The following is a 20815-nucleotide window of genomic DNA, read 5'->3' on the forward strand; positions in this document are numbered from 1 at the left end:
GAGATCCGCAAGGTGATCTGTTCCACGAACGCCATCGAGAGCGTCAACGCCCGCATCCGCAAGGCCGTCCGCGCCCGCGGCCACTTCCCCCACGAGCAGGCCGCCCTGAAGTGCATCTACATGGCGCTGATGTCGCTGGATCCCACGGGAAAAGGCCGCCGACGCTGGATGATGCGCTGGAAAGCCCCCTTGAACGCCTTCGAGATCGCCTTCGAAGGACGCCTGGCCGCAGCCAGGCGCTGACCACCAACCAACCGCAGATCAGCCGTCTACTGGACACACCCTGGCGGGGGAGCGCCGGATCCGACACCGAGGTCTTGAGGTCATCCCAGTAGTGGGTGACGATCTCGGCAAAGACCTGCTGGATCTCCGCGTGGGTGTGCTGGTCGTTCTTCGCGTAGTACTTGATCAGACTCTCCGCGTTCTCCGCCTGGAGCTTCTGCGTTTCCCGGGACGCGGCGGCCCGGCCGTCAGATTCCGTTCAGGTCTTCACCAAGGTCGGCCACCGAGGATTACACCGTACGCCGAGATCTCGGACTCAGGCCGGGATCTCGGACTTCAGCTGACTCAAGCTCAGGGAGTTGAATGCCGTGACGGTGCATGCACCCAAGACCCGGTCGGCTACGGCCGTCAGAAAACGGATACCCAGGCGGCGGGGTCTGGTGGTGCCGGCCGCCGCCGCAGCTCTGGTGATCACTGCAAGCGCCGCGTGGGCCGCCGAGGTCTACAACATGGTGCCGAACCCGCGCTACGACCGGCCCTGCCAGCAGACCGACTCGGACGGAGGGGGCGGGGTCTGCAGGACGGACAACGCCAACTGGCGGGTCTACCGGCAGAATTCCCTCGAGTCGACCGACAAGTCCAGGGTGCACGATGTGCTGCGGGAGCAGTACAGCCCCACCGACCTGGCCGTCCACTTCCCGGACTCGCCCGTCTACACGGGAGATTCGGAGACGGACCTCATCTACCAGGAGGGCTCGGTGTCCGGCAGCGCCAATGGCCGGACCTGGTGCAACGACCAGGCGGGAGACACACACGAGTGCGATCAGCAGTATGCGCGCATCGAGCCGGGTCACTACACCTACGGGCTCACCTGCCATGAGTCGGGGCACGCCGTGGGGTTGCTGCACGGGTACAACGCCGACCCCCAGACCTCGAACACTGCCGACATCCTCGGCTGCATGAAGACGCCGGTCAACAGCGACGCGAAGCTCCGGGCGAACCAGAAAGAGAACATCAACTCCGTCTACTGAGAGGGGTCAGCAATGCAACGCAGACTATGGGCCGTCGCCTCGGCCGGAGGAGTACTCGCCTCGATGCTGCTCGTGGCGTCCTGCGGCACGGACAACGGACAGACAAGCGCCACGCGCGCCACGGACGGCACGGACGACATCGTCATGTCGCACGGGGCGGACCGGCTCCCGAACCACACGGCGTCGGACTGGGTGACCTACGCCGACCACGTGGTGGTCGTCACCGCCGAGTCGGAGCGGGAGCTCCCGGCGACCGAGGAGGAGCGGAAGGCCGGGGAGGGCTACCTGCCGCGCGAGGTCACCCTCGAGGTCATGGACACGGTGTGGTCCCGCGACGGCGCGGCGAAGCCGGCCCCGGACCCGGACTTCACCTGGCCGGCCGACGGCTGGGCGTTCGACGGGGACGGCAAGACCCGGATGGCGATGGAGGACCAGCCGCGCATCGAGCTCGGGCACACCTATATCATGGCCCTCGTATGGGAGCCCGAGTTCACCGACGGGGCGGAGACCATCCCCGGGCAGTGGCGCGGGCTCGGGGAGAACTCCGTGCTGCCGTACGACGGCGGGGTGATCGGCAATGGCGAGTCCGAGGGGAGCGAGCAGGCCGCCGCGAAGTCCGAGGACTCGGACGGCGGACCGGACGGCCCCTCCATCGAGGACGCGATGAACGGCAAGTCGGTGGCTGACCTCGCCGGCGCGCTGAACACCGCGCAGCCCACCGTGCGGCAGGACTTCGGTCCGGAGAGCTGACACGCGCCCCGTAGCCGATCCTCAAGCTGAGCCCTCACATATGTGTTGCCCGGGGGCTTTGGTGTTCCCCGGCGGCGTGGGCAACACCTGGGACGACCCGGAGCGCTTCGCCTCCCTCCTGCACGACGTGGAGACGAAGATCTTCGCCGAACTCCCCGACGAGACCTGGGTCTACCCGGGCCACGGCGACGACACCACCCTGGGCGCGGAGCGCCCGCACCTGCCGGAGTGGCGCGAACACGGCTGGTGAGGGCGAAGATCCAAGCGGCCGACACCCTCGGCGGAGGTAACCTGTCGCAGCCCCGCACCGGCGGGAGGGACCGTGGAGGGAGCCGGTGGACGCATCGGATGACGTCGGGCGGGTCGTGCGCCCCCAGACGCTTCTGCTTGCCCTGTTCGGCGACCAGGTGCTCGGCCGCGGCGTGGCCGTCGCCGCGGGCAGCATCATCGCGGTGCTGAACCGGCTGGGGGTCGGCGAGCACGCCACGCGCGCCACCGTGGCCCGGATGGCACGCCGCGGCCTCCTGCGGCCGATACGCCGTGGCCGTCAGGTCTTCTACGGGCTGACACCGCGCGGGGACGCGGTGCTGCGCGACGGCCAGCGCAAGCTGGAGGCCGAGATCGTGGACCGGGAGTGGGACGGCCGCTGGACTCTGCTGGCGTTCTCCGTGCCGGAGACGCGGCGCGCCGACCGTCACGCGCTGCGGATCCGGCTGGGGTGGGCCGGGTTCGCCCCCCTGCGCAGTGGGCTGTGGGTCTCGCCGGGCACGACGGACGTCTCGCAGGTGCTGGCCGAGCTGGACCTGCTCGACCATGCGGCGGTCTTCCGGGGCGAGGCGGCGATGTGGAGCGACCCGGCGAAGATCGCCCGGGAGGCGTGGGACCTGCGGGCGCTCGCCGCGAGCTACCGGGGTTTCCTCGACCGCTGGTCGGGCGGTGCCTTCGGTGAGTTGGACGCGCTGTCGCAGCGGACGCGGATGACGGCGGAGTGGTTGCTGCTGATCCGCCAGGACCCGCGGCTGCCTCCCGCCCTGCTGCCGCCGGACTGGCCGGGTGTGCGGGCACAGGAGATGTTCCGGACCCTGCAGGCCGAGTTGATCGGCCCCGCGGACGAACTCGCCGCGGCGCGGCTCGCGACCATCGCCGACGCAGGGGCACAGCACCCTTCGGCCAATATTTGACACATCATTGACGGTCGTTTCAAAGCTGCCTAGCTTGATGCGCGCGGGGCCAGAACAGGAGGCAGCATGACTCGCATCAGAGCCGCACTCGCCGCCATCGCCAGCGGCTTACTGATCGCCCTCGCCGGCATCGCCGTCCCGGCGTCGGCAACCGCGGCCGAACTCGTCGAGGTAACCGACTTCGGCGATAATCCCGGCAATCTGCGTATGCACATCTACGTTCCGGATTCCACTCCCGCCAGCCCGGCGATCGTTGTCGCCATGCACGGCTGCGGCGGCTCGGGTCCGGGCTTCGCCGGGACCAGCGAGTTCATCTCGCTGGCCGATCAGTACGGGTTCGTCGTCATCTACCCGACCGCGACGAAGCAGACGGCGATGGGCAACTGCTTCGACGTGTGGTCACCGGAGTCCAAGATCCACGGCGGCGGCAGCGATCCCGCGTCGATCGTCTCGATGGTCGGCTACGCGGAGCGGCAGTACGGCGGCGATCCTGCACGGGTCTTCGCCACCGGCAGCTCGTCCGGCGGAATGGAGACGCAAGCCCTGCTCGCCGTCTACCCGGACGTGTTCAAGGCCGGGGCGTCGTTCATGGGCGTTCCCTTCACCTGCTTCGCCAACGAGGCCGATTTCCCGCCCGCCACGAGCCGGTGCGTGAACGGCAGCATGGACAGGACCCCGCAGGAGTGGGGTGACGCGGTCCGCGCGGCGTACCCGGACTACACCGGCGCCCGCCCCCGGGTACAGCTGTGGCACGGCACCGTAGACCCCCTCGTGCCGTACCAGCTTCAGCGGGAAGCGGTCGACCAATGGACCAACGTCTTCGAGCTGAATCAGACCCCGACCTCGACGGACCAGCCGCAACCCGGTTGGACGCGAGACCGGTTCGCCGACTCAAGCGGGACCGTGCAGGTCGAGGCCATCAGCGTCCAGGGCGCCGGCCACAGCCTGCCCATGAGCGGCATGGCCGCCGCGGCGGTGTCGTTCTTCGGCATCGTCGGCACCTGACCGCCTATGGCGGGACTTGACGGGGGAGGGAGCCGCAGTGCGGTCCCGCACTGACGGCTTCCCCCCGGCCGTCCGGCGGAAGCACGGCTGGCGGCAGCCGATGTCACCCTCGTGGGTGGCTCGTGGGTGGCGAATTCTGACTTCGTAGGGTAGTCGCTCGATTACGTGAATAGCCTGGCCGCGTCGGCATCTCACGAAGGGTGACGCGCATGGGCACGGACGGCAGCGAGCGGGCGAGGCAGCAGCGCAAGCCGGAAAAGAGAGTCCGGAGGGACAGGGACTGTGTACCGCCCATCTGGATCGCATACGCAAAGCTGCTCAAACTGCACCGCGACCGCGCGGGCATGACACAGCCCCAACTCGGCGAGGCGGTGGGCTACTCCACCGACACGGTCGCCGCCATCGAACAGGCCAGGCGCCCGGCGAAGCTGGCCTTCACCCGTGGCGCGGAGCGGGAACTCGACGCACAGGGCACGCTGATGGTGCTCCAGGACGACGTGGACCGGGCGAAGCTGCCGGAGTTCTTCCGGAACGTGGCGCTTCTGGAGGAGGAGGCGCTGAGCCGATACGACTGGGACCCGCTGCTGGTACCGGGGCTGTTGCAGACGGAGGACTACGCGCGCGCGTTGTTCTCGGCACACTGTCCGCCGCTGTCGGAGGACGAGATCGAGCTGAGCGTGGAGGCCCGTCTGGCGCGGCAGAGGTTGCTCACGCGGACGAAGCCGGTGGAGCTGTGCTTCATCATCGGCGAGGCGGCGCTGCGCAACTCGGTGGGCGGGAAGCGAGTACAACGGGAACAGCTGGAGGCGCTGCTCAAGCATGCGGAGCTGCCGCATGTGGAGATCCAGGTGATGCCCTGGACCTGCGGCTTCCACCCCGGGCTGAACGGGCCCATGGTTGTCATGGAAACGGCGGAGCACGAGGTGTTGGGGTACGTGGAGTCGCAGGAGGCCGGGTTCGTCGTCTCCGACCCTGAACAGGTCAGCGCGTTCACTCACCGGTATGGAAAGATGCGCTCACTGGCACTGAACCCCGATGAATCGGCACAGTTCATCGACCGCCTGGCAGGAGAGCTATGAGCGTGGAGCAGGCAGCGGACGCAGCCAGTTCGCATGAGTTGGCATGGGTGAAGAGCAGCTACAGCGGGTCGGACGGCGGCAACTGCGTCGAGGTGGCCGTCGCGTGGACGAAGAGCAGCTACAGCGGATCAGGCGGCGGCAACTGCGTAGAGGTGGCCGTCGCGCCCGAACACGTGCACGTGCGCGACTCCAAGGATCCTTCCGGCCCCGTCCTCACGGTCTCGCCCGAGGCATGGGCCTCGTTCGTCGCCTTCGCGGCGACCCAGGAGCCCCGCTGACGCGGTGAGTCGTACGTGCCCTGCCCCGGACGCCCTCCGGGGCAGGGCACACGTGTGAGCGGGCTGCGTTGGTGAAACGGCACAACGGATCACGCGAATACGACAGCGTCGCGTGGCAGGAATGGACCTTACGACACCCACGTAGGCAAAGATCCCGCCCCCACCCCCGATAAATACCTGCTGACCGTCCACCAGTGCAGCCCGACGGCTCTATGGCCAATCGTCGCCGGTTGTATCGACACGGTGCCGGGTACAGTTTGGTCACGTCGGCCACAAAGTCAGCTGGATACGGACGGCCAGCCATGTCGTATGAGTTCAGCCCCGAGCACAACGCATTCCTCAGCTCCGTCTCGGCGAAGCTGGTGCGGACCGCACCCCGGCTGATGCGCGACTACCTGGTCAGAACCGCGGTCGATGACGGCCGCCGGGAGGCGGAGATCTGGTTCAAGACCGCCGGCTGTCGCTTCTTCCTGCGCGGCGGCTGCACGATGTGCAACTACGGCCACAGCCAGAAGGTCCAGGTGGAGACCATGGTGGCCGGGGTGCGGGCGGCGCTCGCCGAGGCCGAGGTCGGGCAGGAGGACAAGCTGCTCGTCACGCCCTCGGGAAGCATGTTCGACCGCGTGGAGGTGCCGATCGAGGCATACCGCGGGATCATGGCCCTGGTCCGCGACCGCGCAAGCCACAGCTTCAAGACCGAGGCGCAGGCGCACTACATCACCCCGGACGCGGTCCGGCTGCACCGGGAGCTGATCGGTGACGACCGGAAGGCGCTGATCGTCTGTGGCCTGGAGTCGGCGAACCCCTGGCTCCGCCGGAACTGCCTGAACAAGGACCTGCCGACCGGCACCTTCCTCTCGGCACTGGCCACAGCCCACGCGCACGGCCTCGGGTTCTCCACGAACGTGCTGCTCGGCGTTCCACTCCTCACCGCCGCGGAGGCGATCGAGGACGCCGTCGACTCGCTCCGTTGGGTCCTCGGCCACGGCGTCGACGAGGCATACCTGTTCCCCGTGCACGTCAAACCGGGCACCGTCACCCACTGGTTCTGGGAGCACGGGCAATTCAGCCCGCCCTCGCTGTGGAGCCTGGTCGAGGTGCTGTCCCGATTCTCGGCCGAGGAGCTGCGCCGGATCTCGGTGGCCTGGCACAAGGCGTACTACGTGCCCGCAGCGGACGCGGATGCGAAGCGGCACCGCATCCCCTTCAGCTGCCCCGACTGCTATCAGCGGGTCGTCGGCCTGCTGGACGCGTTCGTCGCCACCCGCTCACCCGAGCCGGTGGCGAAGCTGGGCGGGTTGACCTGCGCCTGCCGGGACGTCTGGCGACGCGAGCTGGAGGCGGAGGCCGCGGCCATCACGCCTCCCCTGACCGACCGCGTACGGGCCGGATTCCGGGCCATGGCGACCGAGGTGCTCGGCCCCGGCTGGTTGGACCGCGAGGGACACGTCCTCGACGCGACGCTGGCCACCCGCGCCACCGACCGCCTCTAGGGAGCCGATGTGACCGACATTCCGATCAGCGCGTCCCTGGGCCGGTTCCGCGACGGCGTGCTGCTCGCGCACCCGGACGCCATCCTGGACGTGCTCGACTCGCTGGATCTGATCGAGCTCGCCCGTTATCTGGAGCGGACCTTCGGCATCAGAGTCGGCTTGGCCGACATCGACGCGACGAACTTCGGTACGCTCGACGGCCTGATCACCATGGTCCGGCAGAAGCTCGACTCAAAGGTGGGCTAATCCGGTGACAGCGCCGGCATCGAGAGGGCAACGAGCGGCGCTCGTGGATGAGTTATGCGCCCGGCACCCGGATCGGCGCCTGCTGGTGGATCTGCGTTCCGGGCGGACGGTCACCTTCGGCGAGTTACCCGGACTGAGCGGCGGGCTGGCGTCGGCGCTCCCGGTCGGTTCCAGCCGGGTGCTGCTGCGGTTCCGCTCCCCGTTCCTGTTCACGATCGCCTACCTGGCGCTGTTCCGTTGCGGGGCCACCATCATCCCCGTCAGCCCGGCCCTGCCCGCCGACGCCCTGGAACGGATCACGGCCGTGGCCCACGCGGACTGCCTCCTCACCGATCTGCCGACCGCGGAGCCCGGCTGCCGGGTGCGCCGGCTCACGGAAGCGGACCTGCGGCCCGGTCCCGGCCCGGTCCTGCCCGTCCCGCTGGACGAGACCGGCGTGGTCCTGTTCACCTCCGGCACCACGGGACGGCCGAAGGGCGTCCGGTTGAGCGCCCGCAGCCTGATCGACAACGCCGGGGACGTGGCCGCCGCGGCCGGCATCAACTCCTCACGCCTGCTGGGCATCCTGCCGCCCCACCACACGAACGGCCAGGTCTTCAACATCCTGATCCCGCTGCTCACGGGGTCCACCGTGTACGTCGGCGGCGACTACAGCCTGACCGCGCTCGCCGGGTTCTGGTCCGTGATCGCCGGCCACCGGATCGAGTACGTCGACCTGGTGCCCACGGTGATGCTGACCCTGCTCGCGCTGCCACCGGAGCACCCGCCCGACACCTCCTCGCTGCGCTATGTGATCTGCGGCGCGGCCCCTATCCCCGCGGAGACCCTGGCCGAGTTCGAGCGCCGCTTCGCCGTCCGCGTGCTGCAGGAGTACGGCCTGACCGAAGCGACCTGCGTCTCCGCCATGGAGACGCCCCAGCACCGGCGGCCGGGCACGGTCGGCCGGCCGCTTCCCGGCACCCGGATCGAGATCCGTGACCCGGCGGGCCGGCCGCTGGCGCCCGGCGAGCGCGGGGCGATCTGGCTCCGCGGCGGCGCCCTGATGCAGGGCTACGTCGGCGACACGGGCGACACCCGCGGCTACGGGCTGCCCGTCGTGGACGGCTGGCTCGGCACCGGCGACATCGGATCGTTCGACCAGGACGGGTTCCTGACCATCAGCGGCCGGGCGAAGGACGTGATCATCAAGGGCGGGGAGAACATCCAGCCCGAGGATGTCGAACGCGTCGCGCACCGGCATCCGGGGATCGCCGACGCGGCGGCCGTCGGCAGGCCCGACCCGTTCTACGGCCAGGTGGTCGAGCTGTTCGTGGTCTGGCGGAACCGGCACAGCGATCCGACCACCGAACCGGCGGAGCTGGCGGACCTGCTCCAGGCGGAGCTGCCGAAGGCGTGGCTGCCGGCACGAATCCACCCGGTGGCCAGGATTCCGCGCACTCCGTCCGGGAAGATCCTCCGCGACAGCCTGACGGCAGAGACAGATACGGACACGGACACGGACGGCCCAGAGCGGCCGGAGTAGGAGACGACGTGGCAGGGTGGCAGATCTCGGGGGCCTCCGACCTGAGGGAGAGGGCGGCGCAGTTGCCCCTCCCCGACCAGATGTGGGTGGGGGGCGCCTGGTCTGGGGCCGCTGACGGACGCACCCTGGAGGTGATCGACCCCTACACCGAGTCGGGGATCGTCACGGTGCCGGCCGGCGGCCCGGCGGACGCGGTGGCCGCCGTCGCCGCGGCCCGTGACGCGTTCGACCGCGGGCCGTGGCCGCGACTGAGCGGCCGGGAGCGGGCCCGGTACCTGTTCCGGGTGGCCGAGTTGATCAGGCAGCACCAGGAGGAGTTCGCACTGATCGAATCGCTCGACAACGGGAAACCCGTCCGGGAGTCGCAGTGGGCGGCGCCGACGGCCGCCGAGGTCTTCGAGTACTACGCCGGCTGGGCCGACAAGTTCCACGGCGAGGTGGTGCCGCTGAAGTCTAAGCACCTGAACGTGGTCACCCATGAACCCGTCGGGGTGGTCGCCGCGATCACCCCGTGGAACTTTCCGACCACCCAGGCCACCTTCAAGACCGTGCCGGCGATCGCCATGGGCAACACCGTGGTGCACAAGCCGGCCGAGTGGGCCCCGCTGACGGCGTTGCTGCTGGCCCGGCTGTGCGCCGAGGCCGGTATCCCTGACGGGGTGTGGAACGTCCTCACCGGCGTCGGCGAGGAAGCCGGCGCGGCGCTGTGCGAGCAGGACGGGGTCGACGCGATCGCGTTCACCGGTTCGACCGAGACCGGCCGGCTGGTGATGCGGGCCGCCAGCCGGGGCCTGAAGCCCGTATCCCTGGAGTGTGGGGGCAAGTCGCCGCACATCCTCTTCGCCGACGCGGACCTGGATGCCGCGATCCCGTCGGCGTGTTCCGGCATCTTCTACAACCAGGGCGAGGTCTGTAACGCCGGCTCGCGGCTGCTGGTCCAGGACGAGATCTACGACGAGGTGCTGCACCGGCTGGTGCGGTCCGCCAGGGAACTCCGGCTCGGCGACCCGCTGGAGCCGGAGACACAGATGGGCTGTCTGATCTCGGCCGAGCAGCTGGCGCGCAACCTGCGATACGTCGAGCTGGGGCTGGCCGAGGGCGCCGAGCTGGTCACGGGCGGTCGACGCTGGGGCGAGCGCGGTTTCTTCCTTGAGCCGACCGTCTTCACCGGCGTCGACAACGGCATGCGGATCGCCCGGGAGGAGATCTTCGGCCCGGTGCTGAGCGTGCTGCGCTTCGCGACCCCGGACCAGGCCGTCGAGCTGGCCAACGACTCCGCTTACGGCTTGGCCGCCGGCCTCTGGACCCGGGACCTCGGCACCGCGCGGCGCGTGTCCGAGCGGCTCAGGGCTGGCACGGTCTGGGTGAACACCTTCGGGCCCTTCGACATCGCGTCGCCTTGGACCGGCTGGGGCCACAGCGGCGTGGGTACCGAATGGGGGCGCAACATGCTGGACTTCGTGACGCTCCCCAAGAGCGTGTGGATCGCGGGATAGGGGCGGACATGCTGACCGAAGTGGGTGGGATCCGGGTGGGGCACTGCTCGGATCACGAGCACCAGACCGGCTGTACAGTGGTGATCTTCGACGAGCCGACGGTGGCCGGCGTCGACGTCCGTGGCGCCAATCCCTCGACCAAGGACACCGACCTGCTGCGGCCCACCTCCACCATGCCGGAGGTCCACGCCGTCCTGCTGACCGGCGGCAGCTCCTACGGGCTTGAGGCCGCGATGGGCGTGACGCGGTACCTGGAGGGCGTCGGCCGCGGCTACGACGTCGGCGTGGCCCGTATCCCGATCGTGCCGGCCGCGGTGATCTTCGACCTGGCCGTCGGCAGCCCCGACGTGCGGCCCAACCTCGCGATGGGCGTCAAGGCGTGCGAGGACGCCCGGGACGGCGTCTTCGAGACCGGGCGAGTCGGCGCCGGCACCGGTGCCGCCGTCGGCAAGCTCAACGGGATCCGCTTCGCCTCCGAGGGCGGCGTCGGCACAGCGCTGGTCACACTCAACGGCGGCGTCAAGGTCGGGGCGCTGCTCGTCGTGAACGCCTACGGCGACGTGATCGACCGCAGCACCGGCAGGATCGTCGCCGGCGCCCGTGACGAATCCGGCGCGTTCGTCGACACCTATGCGCGGCAGAAGGCCGGCCAGACCGGCGCCTCCTCGTTCAGGTACGGCACCAACACCCTGATCGGCGTGGTCAGCTGCAACGCCCGGCTCACCAAGGAGGAGGCCAACCGGGTCGCCACCCTGGCTCACAACGGGATCGCGCGCGCGGTGTCGCCGGCGCACACTAGCGTCGACGGCGACGCGATCTTCGCCACCGGGAAGCTGGACAGCGAACTGAGCTGCCCGGTCGACCTGCTCGGCAGCGCGGGTGCCGAAGCGGTCGAACTCGCGATCCTCAACGCCGTGCGGGCCGTGTGACGTGAGGTACCTCGTGCTGCGCGGGCGCCCTGCCGCCGCCGCGGACCCCTTCCTCGAACCGGTGGGGGTGTCGGCGGCCCAGGACGACGGGCCGTTACCGTTCGCGGCGGAGAGCGTCGAGCTGACCGACCGGGAGGCCGACGAGTTGGCCGGCAGCCCGGCCGTCGAGGATCTGGTGCCGTCCATCCCGTTGGCGCTGGTCGAGCCGCTCGCCGCGCCGGAACGCGGGCCGGAGACCGGCAGCACCTGGGGCCTGGAGGCCATCGGCGCCCACCGCTCGCCGTTCACCGGGGCCGGGGTGACCGTCGCGGTGCTCGACACCGGTATCGACCTGCGCTCTCCTGCGTTCGCCGGCCGGCAGATCGGCCCGCGGGACCTGATGGACTTCACCGAGGACGAGCGCGGCGTGCCCGGGGGGACCGACACGCACGGCCACGGCACTCACGTCGCGGCCACCCTCGTTGGCTCCCCGGTGGACGGGGTCAGGATCGGCGTTGCGGGCGGCGTCGACCGGGTCCTCATCGGCAAGGTACTCGGCCCCGCAGGCGGTTCCACCGAGACGCTGGTCAACGCGATCGAGTGGTCGCTTCGCCAGGGGGCCGACGTCATCTCGATGTCGCTGGGTATCGACTATCCCGGCATGGTCGCCCGGCTGGCCGGCAGCGGGCTGCCTGCCGAGGTGGCCACCTCCCGGGCCCTGTACGCCTACCGGGCCAACCTTCGGCTGTTCGACCGGTTGGCCGCCGCGATCGAGGCGTACGCCGCCCTCGGCCGCGGTGCGCTGGTCGTCGCGGCGGCCGGCAACGAGAGCCGCCGCGACGGGACGCCGCACCACACGGTCGGCGTCGCCCCGCCGGCTGCCGCGGACGGCTTCCTCTCCGTCGGCGCAGTCGGACCGGCCGAGGCCGGGGAGACTCCGTTCGCCGTCGCCCCGTTCTCGAACACCGGCTGCCACGTCTCCGCGCCGGGCGTCGGGATCTGCTCGGCGGCCCTGGGGTCCGGGCTGACCCGCCTGAGCGGCACCAGCATGGCGGTGCCGCACGTCGCCGGGGTGCTGGCGCTGTGGATACAGCAGCAGTTCCCCGACGGCACCCGGACGCCGCACTGGACGGCGGACGTCCGGCGGGAACTCGAACGGCACGTGATCCCCGTACCCAGACGGGTGCGCGGCGACTACGGCCTCGGCGTGGTGCAGGCCCCCCGATAGTGCGATCACAGGAGGATCGCGGGTGAGAACCGTGGAAACCAGTGGCGTCTGCGCGGTGGTCCCGGCGGGTCAGGCCGGGTTCCGGCCGCGGGTGCTCGGGATGGGACTGCTCACCGCCGACCGGGAAGTGGTGACGTGTGCCCACGTCGTCGACCTGGCGCTCGGCGTCGGCTGGCAGCGCGACGGCCGGCCGGCCCGGCTGCGGATCTGCTTCCCCTTCCATGATCGGGCCCTGTGCCTGGACGGGTACGTCGACCCTGACCGATGGTTCCCACCCGGCCGGTCCCTCGACGGAGAGCCCGCCGACGTGGCCGTGATCCGACTGGACGAGCCCGCCCCGGTGGAGGTCGGCCGGATGCGGTGGGGACCGTACCGGCCCGGCGCGGCGGTCCAGGTGTACGGCTTTCGCGGCACGGCACTCGCCGACGGCTCCTGGCGCAGCCATCCGGACGGTGAGTGGGCGTTCGGGAAGGTGGTCGGCCCTCAGCCGGGCGGGCGGGCTCAGTTCGACGGGCAGCGGACCACCGGCGCCCGGATCACCGGCGGCTTCAGCGGCGGCGCCGTCTACGATCCGGAGCAGCGGGCCGCCGTCGGCATGATCGTCGAGGCTGACCGGAACGCCGATAGCCGCATCGCCCAGTTCATCGACGCCGCGAGCCTGCGACAGGCGCTTGGCGAAGGGCAGGCGGCGGCGCCCTCACCGCCCGGCACGCTGTTCGACTCCAGCCTGCCGCACCAGAGCGAGCGGCTGTTCGTCGGCCGGGTGGGCCTGCAGGACCTGCTCCTTGAGCACACCACCGGCGAACGCCAACTGCCCCCGGTGCACCTGGTCGGGCACGGCGGGATCGGCAAGACCGCCCTGCTGCGCCAGATGCTCGACCGGGTGCCCGGCTCCGTCTACGTGGACGTGGCCTTCATCCGCAGTCCGCTGGACCTGCTGCGCAGGCTGGTCACCGAGCTGCTGCCGCAGCGGATCGGCTTCCCGAACTACCTGCGGGAGAGCGGCCGGTACGCCGATCTCGAACGCGGCCTGCTGCTGCGGCCGGACCTGAACCGGCAGGCCATCCTGTTCCTGTCCAAGCTGGCCGACCTGCAGCCCACGGGCGACGGGGGCGAGATCGGCTCGGCCAGCAGGCTCACACAGGGGGAGGCGCCGGGGGCGGCCCAGACGATGCCCATCTTCGAGGCGCTGTCACCGGCCGACCGCGAATTGTTCGTCAACCCGCTGCCGAGGATGACCCGCGCCTTCGCCGCCGACCTGGGCGCCGCGGGATACCGGCTCTGCCTCGCCCTCGACCGTACCGAGAGAGCACCGGCCCACCTGGGCGAATGGCTGTGGCGGGAGGTGCTGCCCGAATGCCCGGGGGTGCGCCTGATGACCGCGGGCCGGGACGACATCTCCCAGGCGTGGCGGCTGTCGCCGGGCCGGGTCAGGGTCCGGGAACTGGGGCCGCTGTCCGAGGCGGAGGGGGCGCGGATGATCAGCCGGATCGGGATCACCGACCCCGCCAGCCAGGACCGGATCCTGGCCTCGGCCGGGGGCATCCCGCTGGCCATCGAACTCGCTGCGGAGAGCATCGCCTGGGCATCGGCCGAACCGCCGGTCTCCAACGGCGCGGTGGACGCCTTCGTGGTGGACCGGATGGTCAAGGTGTTCATGGAGGAACTCGCGGGCCCGGAGCGGCGGTTGCTGCAGCACCTGGCGATCTTCCGCCGGTTCAACCGGGAGACGCTCAACGAACTGCGGCTCGGCAGCGAGCAGACCATCGACGCGATGCTCGCCATCCGGTTCGTGAAGCACGTGGAGCACGGCTACGCGCTGCACGACAGCGTCCGCGACTTCATCCTGCGCGACCTGCGCCGCCAGGAGCCGAGCACGTACCGCACGCTGCACGTCCGGGCCGCCGATCACTACCGGAACCAGCCGGGGCCGTTCACCGAGGGCGGGCCCAGATTCCTTGAGTGGCTCTACCACACGCTGTCCGCGAACGGCCCCGACGGCTTCGATCAGCTCCGCAGGTACTTCACGGTCGCGGCACTCGCGATCCGGCCGGACTTCTGCGGCGCGGTGATCCGTGTGGCCAGGGAGAGCGACGTCGACGGCGAACTGCCGCAACTGTGGCTGCGGTTCTTCGAGGGCGCGGTCAGCCGGCAGCGCTTCGACTTCGCCGACTGCGTCGCGATCTACGAGGAGATCCTGCGAGACGCCGACATCGAACTCGATCAGGAGCTCAAGGCCGAGCTGCTCTACCAGCACAGCGTGGCCCTGTGGTACCTGTGCCGCTTCGAGGAGGCCGAGCGGGTGGCCCGGGCCAGCATGGATCTGAACCGGACCCTGGGAAAAAACCACTTCTACAACCGCTCCCAGGGCGTGATCGGGCTGGCCCTCGACCGGATGGGCCGGTTCCCGGCCGCCATCCGGCAGGTCAGGCAGCTGGCCAGGCGGGCGGCCACCAGCGATCCGGTGAGCGAGGCGTACGCCCTGAACAGCGTGGGGTACTTCTCCTGGCACGCCGGCGACTGGCGGGGCAGCGAGTCCGCCCTGCTGGCCTGCCGGGAACGGTGGATCGCGCTGAAGAACCCGCTCGGCGAGTGCTACCCGCTGGGCCACCTCGGCCTGCTGTACACCGGCGTGCGGCAGTACGGGCTCGCCTGGGAACTGCTGCAACGCAGCGAGCACCTCTCCCAGGTCTCCGGCAACCCCGAGATGACCTCCGTCACCCTGCAGAACCTGAGCGCCTACCACCGCCGGACGGGAGACTTCCCCGCCAGCGTGGCCTGCGGCGAGGAGGCGGTGGAGGTCAGCCGCCGGCTGAAGCACCCCTACTTCCAGGCCGACAGCCTGCGCTGCCTCGGCGAGACCTACCTGGCGCTGGGCGAGGTGGACCGCGCGCGGCAGGCGGTCGACGCCGGACTGGCCGAGATGACCGGCTCCCAGGCGATCTACCTCCAGACCCGGCTCACGGCGCTCGGGCTGGCCGTGCGGGTCGAGGAGTGCCTGACCGCCGGCGGCGGCACGGGCGACCAGGAGCGGTTGCACGACGAGCTGCGCGCCCTGACCACGTCCTGCGTCGACAACGGCTTCCTGAACACCGCGGCGGACACCGTGTTCTCCACCCTCCGGCTCGTTCGGCCCGGAAGGGCCATCCCCGGCGACGCGGATCTCGTCACCCTCTTCGCGCAGGGCGCCGATCTGGCGTTCGCGTACAACTGGTACGTCGGCATGGACTACCTGGAGCGGGTGCGACAGCTCGGCGACGCGCGGCTCGACTCCGCGCTGGACGCCGCCTACGGCCCGGACCGGCTGCGCGAGCTGCACGACAGCCGGACCGCCCGGACCCTGAAGTCCTTCCACGCCGCCGAACTCGACCGGGTGGCCCGGTTCTGCGGCCCGCCGTGATCGCCGCCGGCTGGACCCTGGACCACGACCGCGATCTGATGTCCCCGGTGCTCGGCGAACCGGTCCGGCGCGGCCGGCTGCTGCTCTACCGGCACGACGCGGAGGTGTTCCTCTGCGGCTGGCCGCTGACCGGCGAACGCACACCCTCGGCGGCCGAACTGCTGGACGCCGCGGCATGGGCGGCTGAGGCGGGCGCCACCCGGCTCCACCTGTGGGGCCCGGCTCTGATCGAGCCGCCCGGCTGGGACCACTGGTACCTGCGGGTGCCCGCGGCGCACGACCGGCTGCTCCAGATCGAGCTGGCCGACTACGACCATGCCGCGGTCCGGCGGCAGCGCAACCACCAGCGGGCCCGGAACAGCCGGTACGGGCTGAGGACGGCAGAGGGGTACCCCGGTCCGGAGCCCCTCCGCCTGCTTCTCCCGTCCTATCTCGAACGACCGGACATCCCCGCACCGCAGCGGGAGATCATCGCGCTGGCCACCCGCCCGGAGCTCTACGTGGGCGCCCGGTGCTTCCTGGCCCTGGACGGCGAGCGCCCCGTCGGTCTGCAGGTCTGCCGGCCGCTGCCCCGCGGCACGGTGCTCGCCCGGTGGTCGCTGTTCGCCCCCGTCGCGACGGGCGCGTCCGATCTGCTCTACCTGGCGATGATCGAGCACTACCGGCGGGCGGGCGCCCGCGCCCTCGACCTCGGGTACGGGGTCACCCCCACGCTGTACGCGTACAAGCTGCGCTGGGGCGTCAACCGCCTGCTCGGCCCCGTATGGCGCTGCGGTTTCCGCCGCCCGCCGTCGCACCACGCGAGCGCTCGGACCGCCGGGGACCAGACGCGCGTGGGGCCGTTGGGCTGGTCCAGGCGCAGCACGGAATCACTGTGAGGGTGATCGGCGGTGGTGGTGGGGCCCCGCTGACGCGGTGAGTCGTACGTGCCCTGCCCCGGACACCCTCCGGGGCAGGGCACAACCGTGGGTCCGTCAGTCGTTGCCCGTGCCGGGGCGGCGGGCCGCTTCTGCCGGGTGCTCCTTCTCCTCCGCGTCGATGCGGCGGGAGGCGCGGAGGCTCGTGATCGTCGTGACGAGCAGGACGCCGCCGATGACGCTCAGGGACACCGCCGTGCTGATCTCGGGGACGTGGACTCCGGACTCGTGCAGGGCGTGGAGCACCAGCTTCACGCCGATGAAGCCGAGGATGATCGACAGGCCGTAGGAGAGGTGGACCAGCTTCTTCAACAGGCCGCCGATCAGGAAGTACAGCTGCCGCAGGCCCATCAGCGCGAAGGCGTTGGCCGTGAAGACGATGTAGGGGTCCTGGGTGAGGCCGAAGATCGCGGGGATGGAGTCCAGCGCGAAGAGCAGGTCCGTGGTGCCTATCGCCAGCATGACGATCAGCATCGGCGTCATCAGCCGCTTGCCGTTCTCGGTGATGAACAGCTTCGTGCCGTGGTACTTGTCCGTGGCGGCGAAGCGACGCTCGACCGCCTTGAGCAGCCGGTTCTCCTCCCACTCCCCTGCCTCTTCCTCGTTCCTGGCCTCCTCGACGAGCTTCCAGGCGGTGTAGATGAGGAACGCGCCGAAGATGTAGAAGACCCAGGAGAACGACGCGATCAGCGCGGCGCCGGCGGCGATGAAGGCCGCGCGCATCACCAGCGCGATGAGGACGCCGACCATGAGCACCCGAGCCTGGTACTGCGGCGGGACGGCGAACTTGCCCATGATGAGCACGAAGACGAAGAGGTTGTCGACGCTCAGGGACTTCTCGGTGACGTAGCCGGCGAAGAACTCACCGGACGCCTGGCCGTCGCCCCAGATCCACAGCCCGATGCCGAAGAGTCCGGCGAGAACGATCCAGATGATCGTCCAGGTGCCGGCCTCCTTGAGCGACACCTCGTGCGGTTTCCGGCCGACGAAGAAGTCGGTGCCGATCAGGGCACACAGGCCCACGATCGTGAGCACCCACAGGGTCAGCGATACGTCCACTCGTCCTCCGCGGCAGGTCCGGCATCGTTCAGCGTCATGGTTGCCGGGCGTGCCTCCCACCTGAAGGACTGGAAGTCCACCCCCAGCACTCGACTGTATAGAACGAGCCAAGGCATGGCAAAGTCCAGATCAAATACCGAGGTCACACGGGTCGCCAGCCGTCCACGCGGAGCATGCGAACGGCCCGCAGGCGCCATGCCTGCGGGCCGTACGTATAGCGGGACCGACCGGTCAGCGGCGCAGTGCGCGGCGGGCCGCCGCGACCTGGGCCAGCACCTGTTCCAGCACCCGGCTGCCCAGGGGGGCGCGGGCCGGTTCGTACGTCCAGGCGTGGCCGATCCAGGGGTCGGCCAGGTGGTCGTCCGGTGTGGGGGTGAGGCGCAGCATGCTGCGCCAGAGCGGGTCCAGCAGCGGACCGTAGCCCTTGGCGTCCTCGCGGTCGGCGACGATCAGCAGGTGCACGCCGACCGAGGGGCCCTCGTCGGCGAGGTACCGCAGCTGGTTGATGGCGCGGTCGTCGAAGCCGTGCGGGAAGTCGTTGACCACGAGGAGCTGCTGTGCCGGGTCGAGGTCCGGCGGCAGCGCGTCGGCCGCGCCGCTGCGCAGCGCCATCTGTACGAGGTCGATGCGCTGGGTCAGCCGGGTGAGGGTGTCGGTGACGCCCGCGGCGCCCTTCGGCGGCGGCTCGGCGAGGACGCCGGAGTGGAGCAGCGGAGTGAGCGCCGCGGTGGCGGTGCCGCCCGGGTCGATGAAGTGGACGTTGAACTCGCCCGCCGGGTGCACCGACAGCAGCCGTGCGGCGTGCGCCACGGCGGTGTCGAGCGCCAGCACGCGCCGCTCCGCGGAGTCCGGGAAGCCCAGCTCCGGGTCGCCTTCGAGCGCGCCCGGGCCGAGCGAGGACGTGCCGCTGTCCACCCACAGGCCGCGCTCCAGCGGCAGCCGTACGAGCAGCGGGATGCGCAGGTCCGTGTGCTCGGGGAGGTGGAGGTCGCCGAGGCGCAGGGCCATCGGGGCGTCCCCGGGCACCTCGTACTCGTGCCAGACCGGGCTCGCCCAGGAGGCGAACGCGGGCGGCAGCGCGGGCTCGACGACGCCGGCCTCGGCGTCGAGCTGCGCGAGGTCGCGGTCGAGGACCTCGCGCGCCCGGTCGACCAGGGTCGAGTGACGGGCGAGCACCTCGGCGCGCGCCGAGTCGGCGATGGAGCCCATGCGGGCGCGCGGGTCGGCCAGGAGCTGGTCCAGCTCGCGGTCCATGCGGGAGTCGGCGAAGTCGACGGCGCTGCGGTACGCGGCGACCGTGCGGGCCAGGTCCTCGAACATGCCCCAGACCTGGTTGTACAGCCGCTCCTCCATGCTCCAGCCGGCGGCGTCGCCGGCGACCGGTTCGGCGGGGCCCGTGGCGGAGCGGTCGGTCTGCGGCGGTACGCGACCGCCGCCCGCGGAGGCGGTCCCGGCACCCGGCCGTGCTCCCGCTCCGGTGCCGCTCGCGGCCCCGACCCCGGGGGTCGGCGCGGGCGGGGGCGCCGCGGCGGACGCGGGGGCGCGCGGCGCGCTGGACGCGCCCGGTCCGCCGTTCGTCGCGCCCGCGGCTCCCGCCGCGGCGGCGCGGCGCGGGTGGCGGTAGTCGACGGGTCCGGTCTGTGTCTGCCGCTCCTCGGCCGCCGGCTGCGGACGCCGTGCGCCCGCAGCCGGCGGCCCGCCCGCGGTCGGCGGCGGCGCCGGGGCGACGGCGCGCGCGAGCCCTTCGGCCACGGCCCGTTCGATGTCCGCGGCGAGCTGCTGTGCCCCCGGGAGGCCCTGGTCCGCGAGCATGGCGGCGAGCCCGCCCGCGTACCCCTGGCCCACGGCCCGGATCTTCCACGCGTCGGACCGCCGGTACAGCTCCACGGCGGTGACCGCCGACTCGCTGTCCAGGCCGGTGATGACGAACCGCGCGATCGCCGTGCCGTCGAGGCCGGTGACGGCCACCGACGGCGGCGGGATGGCGCCGAAGCTCCGCGGCCCCGGGACGCCCGCGGGCAGCGCCAGCAGGACGTGCACGCGCTCCACGTCCGGCGGCATCGCGTCCAGGTCCACCGCCAACCGGTGCTCCGCCGCCGCCTGGCCGGGCACTTCGAGCCCCGGCAGGTGCGGCGTACCGGGGTGCGCGATCCGGCCGGGGTCGCTGACCCTGCCGTCCTCTCCCCCCAGCGTGGCGCCCGGCGTCACCGGACTCCCCGCCGAAATCCTGATCTCCACCCGGGCCTGCGGCAGCGGATGATTCTGCCCGCGGACCAGTTCGGCCGTCATGCGGCCCTCCCCTGCACTCGCTGCGGCCGTCGACGTCGTGACATGCCTCTGAACCCGGTCCCGCCGCTTTAGAGAAGCGGCTGGAGCGACGGCATGAGGTCCTGGAATGTGCGGCCGTTCGCCGGCGAGCCGAGGGCCGTCATGCCCCAGCCGCCGCCCGTCCGGTGCACCTTGGCCATGATCTGGGCGGTGTACGTGCCGCCGCCGGTGAGGGTGTAGCGCGCGAGCTCCTGGCCGTTGCTCTCGTCCACGAGCCGGCAGAAGGCGTTCTGCACCTCCTCGAAGGTCTGGCCGGTGAAGGAGTTCACGGTGAAGATGATCTGGTCGATGTGCACCGGCACGCGCTGCAGGTCGACCAGGATCGACTCGTCGTCGCCGCCCTGGCCGGCGCCGCCCACGAGGTTGTCACCGGTGTGCCGCACCGAGCCGTCGTCGCTCACCAGGTGGCGGAAGAAGACGACGTCGACGGGCTCCTTGTCGGCGAAGAGCACGGCGGAGGCGTCGAGGTCGATCTCGCGCGTGCGCTTACCGAAGAGTCCGCGGCGTTCCGCGGCCTGCCAGCCCAGTCCCATGCGTACCGCGCTGAGGGTGCCGCCGTCGGACTTCTGCAGGCTGATGGCCTGGCCCTTGGACAAGTTGATCGACACGCTTACGTTCCCCTCCTGCTCCGAACGCGCCATGACCGGCGCGCTTCCACGCACATTACGCAGG

18 protein-coding genes and 1 pseudogene are annotated in these 20815 nt (G+C 71.0%); 16 read left to right on the forward strand and 3 right to left on the reverse strand.

Annotated features, from left to right (window positions below; all coding sequences use genetic code 11):
• From T328_RS25495 to T328_RS25570, 16 genes and pseudogenes are all read left to right on the forward strand, one after another.
• A partial coding sequence (locus T328_RS25495) for a transposase (RefSeq protein ID WP_496498507.1) occupies positions 1-243 on the forward strand: 243 nt, incomplete at its 5' end.
• A gap of 446 nt (positions 244-689) precedes the next feature.
• Positions 690-1253, forward strand: coding sequence for a hypothetical protein (locus T328_RS25500; RefSeq protein ID WP_496498508.1), 564 nt, complete (start codon positions 690-692; stop codon positions 1251-1253).
• Between the two features lie 12 nt (positions 1254-1265).
• Positions 1266-2003 carry a hypothetical protein gene (locus tag T328_RS25505; protein ID WP_496498509.1) on the forward strand — a complete coding sequence of 246 codons (738 nt, stop codon included), beginning with the start codon at positions 1266-1268 and terminating at the stop codon, positions 2001-2003.
• Between the two features lie 58 nt (positions 2004-2061).
• A pseudogene (locus T328_RS25510) lies at positions 2062-2253 on the forward strand (MBL fold metallo-hydrolase); the annotation flags it as partial.
• Positions 2254-2338: 85 nt separating this feature from the next.
• Positions 2339-3184, forward strand: coding sequence for a PaaX family transcriptional regulator (locus tag T328_RS25515; protein WP_496498510.1), 846 nt, complete (start codon positions 2339-2341; stop codon positions 3182-3184).
• 66 nt (positions 3185-3250) lie between these two features.
• Positions 3251-4189: an extracellular catalytic domain type 1 short-chain-length polyhydroxyalkanoate depolymerase gene (locus T328_RS25520; protein ID WP_496498511.1), complete on the forward strand. Its 939-nt coding sequence runs from the start codon at positions 3251-3253 to the stop codon at positions 4187-4189.
• 209 nt (positions 4190-4398) lie between these two features.
• On the forward strand, positions 4399-5268 hold the full coding sequence (locus T328_RS25525) for a helix-turn-helix domain-containing protein (protein WP_496498512.1): 870 nt from the start codon (positions 4399-4401) through the stop codon (positions 5266-5268).
• Positions 5265-5546, forward strand: coding sequence for a DUF397 domain-containing protein (locus T328_RS25530; RefSeq protein ID WP_496498513.1), 282 nt, complete (start codon positions 5265-5267; stop codon positions 5544-5546). The genes T328_RS25525 and T328_RS25530 overlap by 4 nt, the downstream gene beginning before the upstream one ends.
• Positions 5547-5848: 302 nt before the next feature.
• Complete coding sequence (locus T328_RS25535; RefSeq protein ID WP_496498514.1) at positions 5849-7039, forward strand: hypothetical protein; 1191 nt, start codon at positions 5849-5851, stop codon at positions 7037-7039.
• A 9-nt stretch (positions 7040-7048) separates the two neighbouring features.
• Positions 7049-7285, forward strand: a complete 237-nt coding sequence (locus tag T328_RS25540) for a phosphopantetheine-binding protein (protein ID WP_496498515.1) — start codon at positions 7049-7051, stop codon at positions 7283-7285.
• Between the two features lie 43 nt (positions 7286-7328).
• Entirely contained in the window at positions 7329-8807 is a 1479-nt protein-coding gene (locus T328_RS25545; RefSeq protein ID WP_496498516.1) for a class I adenylate-forming enzyme family protein, read from the forward strand.
• An 8-nt stretch (positions 8808-8815) separates the two neighbouring features.
• Positions 8816-10303, forward strand: coding sequence for an aldehyde dehydrogenase family protein (locus T328_RS25550; RefSeq protein WP_496498517.1), 1488 nt, complete (start codon positions 8816-8818; stop codon positions 10301-10303).
• An 8-nt stretch (positions 10304-10311) separates the two neighbouring features.
• On the forward strand, positions 10312-11232 hold the full coding sequence (locus T328_RS25555) for a P1 family peptidase (protein WP_496498518.1): 921 nt from the start codon (positions 10312-10314) through the stop codon (positions 11230-11232).
• A 1-nt stretch (position 11233) separates the two neighbouring features.
• Positions 11234-12439 (forward strand): S8 family serine peptidase, encoded by a 1206-nt coding sequence (locus tag T328_RS25560; RefSeq protein WP_496498519.1) that lies wholly within the window; start codon positions 11234-11236, stop codon positions 12437-12439.
• A gap of 22 nt (positions 12440-12461) precedes the next feature.
• Positions 12462-15839: a tetratricopeptide repeat protein gene (locus T328_RS25565; protein WP_496498520.1), complete on the forward strand. Its 3378-nt coding sequence runs from the start codon at positions 12462-12464 to the stop codon at positions 15837-15839.
• A complete protein-coding gene (locus tag T328_RS25570) occupies positions 15836-16717 on the forward strand; it encodes a hypothetical protein (RefSeq protein WP_496498521.1) in 882 nt (293 codons plus the stop codon). Before T328_RS25565 ends, T328_RS25570 begins: the two co-directional genes overlap by 4 nt.
• 96 nt (positions 16718-16813) lie before the next feature.
• Here the strand turns inward: T328_RS25570 and T328_RS25575 are convergent, their stop codons facing one another.
• The 3 genes from T328_RS25575 to T328_RS25585 form a co-directional block, all read right to left on the reverse strand.
• Complete coding sequence (locus T328_RS25575; RefSeq protein WP_496498522.1) at positions 16814-17815, reverse strand: TerC family protein; 1002 nt, start codon at positions 17813-17815, stop codon at positions 16814-16816.
• A 231-nt stretch (positions 17816-18046) separates the two neighbouring features.
• A complete protein-coding gene (locus tag T328_RS25580; protein WP_496498523.1) occupies positions 18047-20104 on the reverse strand; it encodes a TerD family protein in 2058 nt (685 codons plus the stop codon).
• A gap of 68 nt (positions 20105-20172) precedes the next feature.
• On the reverse strand, positions 20173-20784 hold the full coding sequence (locus T328_RS25585; RefSeq protein ID WP_496498524.1) for a TerD family protein: 612 nt from the start codon (positions 20782-20784) through the stop codon (positions 20173-20175).
• Positions 20785-20815: the final 31 nt, after the last annotated feature.

This window comes from Streptomyces sp. CNX435, assembly GCF_059570575.1.

What these genes read in the sequence shown, in the direction of transcription:
- T328_RS25505 (WP_496498509.1), top strand. Translation starts at nt 1,266, where the DNA reads ATGCAACGCAGACTATGGGCCGTCGCCTCGGCCGGAGGAGTACTCGCC.
- T328_RS25520 (WP_496498511.1), top strand. Translation starts at nt 3,251, where the DNA reads ATGACTCGCATCAGAGCCGCACTCGCCGCCATCGCCAGCGGCTTACTG.
- T328_RS25525 (WP_496498512.1), top strand. Translation starts at nt 4,399, where the DNA reads ATGGGCACGGACGGCAGCGAGCGGGCGAGGCAGCAGCGCAAGCCGGAA.
- T328_RS25530 (WP_496498513.1), top strand. Translation starts at nt 5,265, where the DNA reads ATGAGCGTGGAGCAGGCAGCGGACGCAGCCAGTTCGCATGAGTTGGCA.
- T328_RS25535 (WP_496498514.1), top strand. Translation starts at nt 5,849, where the DNA reads ATGTCGTATGAGTTCAGCCCCGAGCACAACGCATTCCTCAGCTCCGTC.
- T328_RS25555 (WP_496498518.1), top strand. Translation starts at nt 10,312, where the DNA reads ATGCTGACCGAAGTGGGTGGGATCCGGGTGGGGCACTGCTCGGATCAC.
- T328_RS25580 (WP_496498523.1), bottom strand. Translation starts at nt 20,104, where the DNA reads ATGACGGCCGAACTGGTCCGCGGGCAGAATCATCCGCTGCCGCAGGCC.
- T328_RS25585 (WP_496498524.1), bottom strand. Translation starts at nt 20,784, where the DNA reads ATGGCGCGTTCGGAGCAGGAGGGGAACGTAAGCGTGTCGATCAACTTG.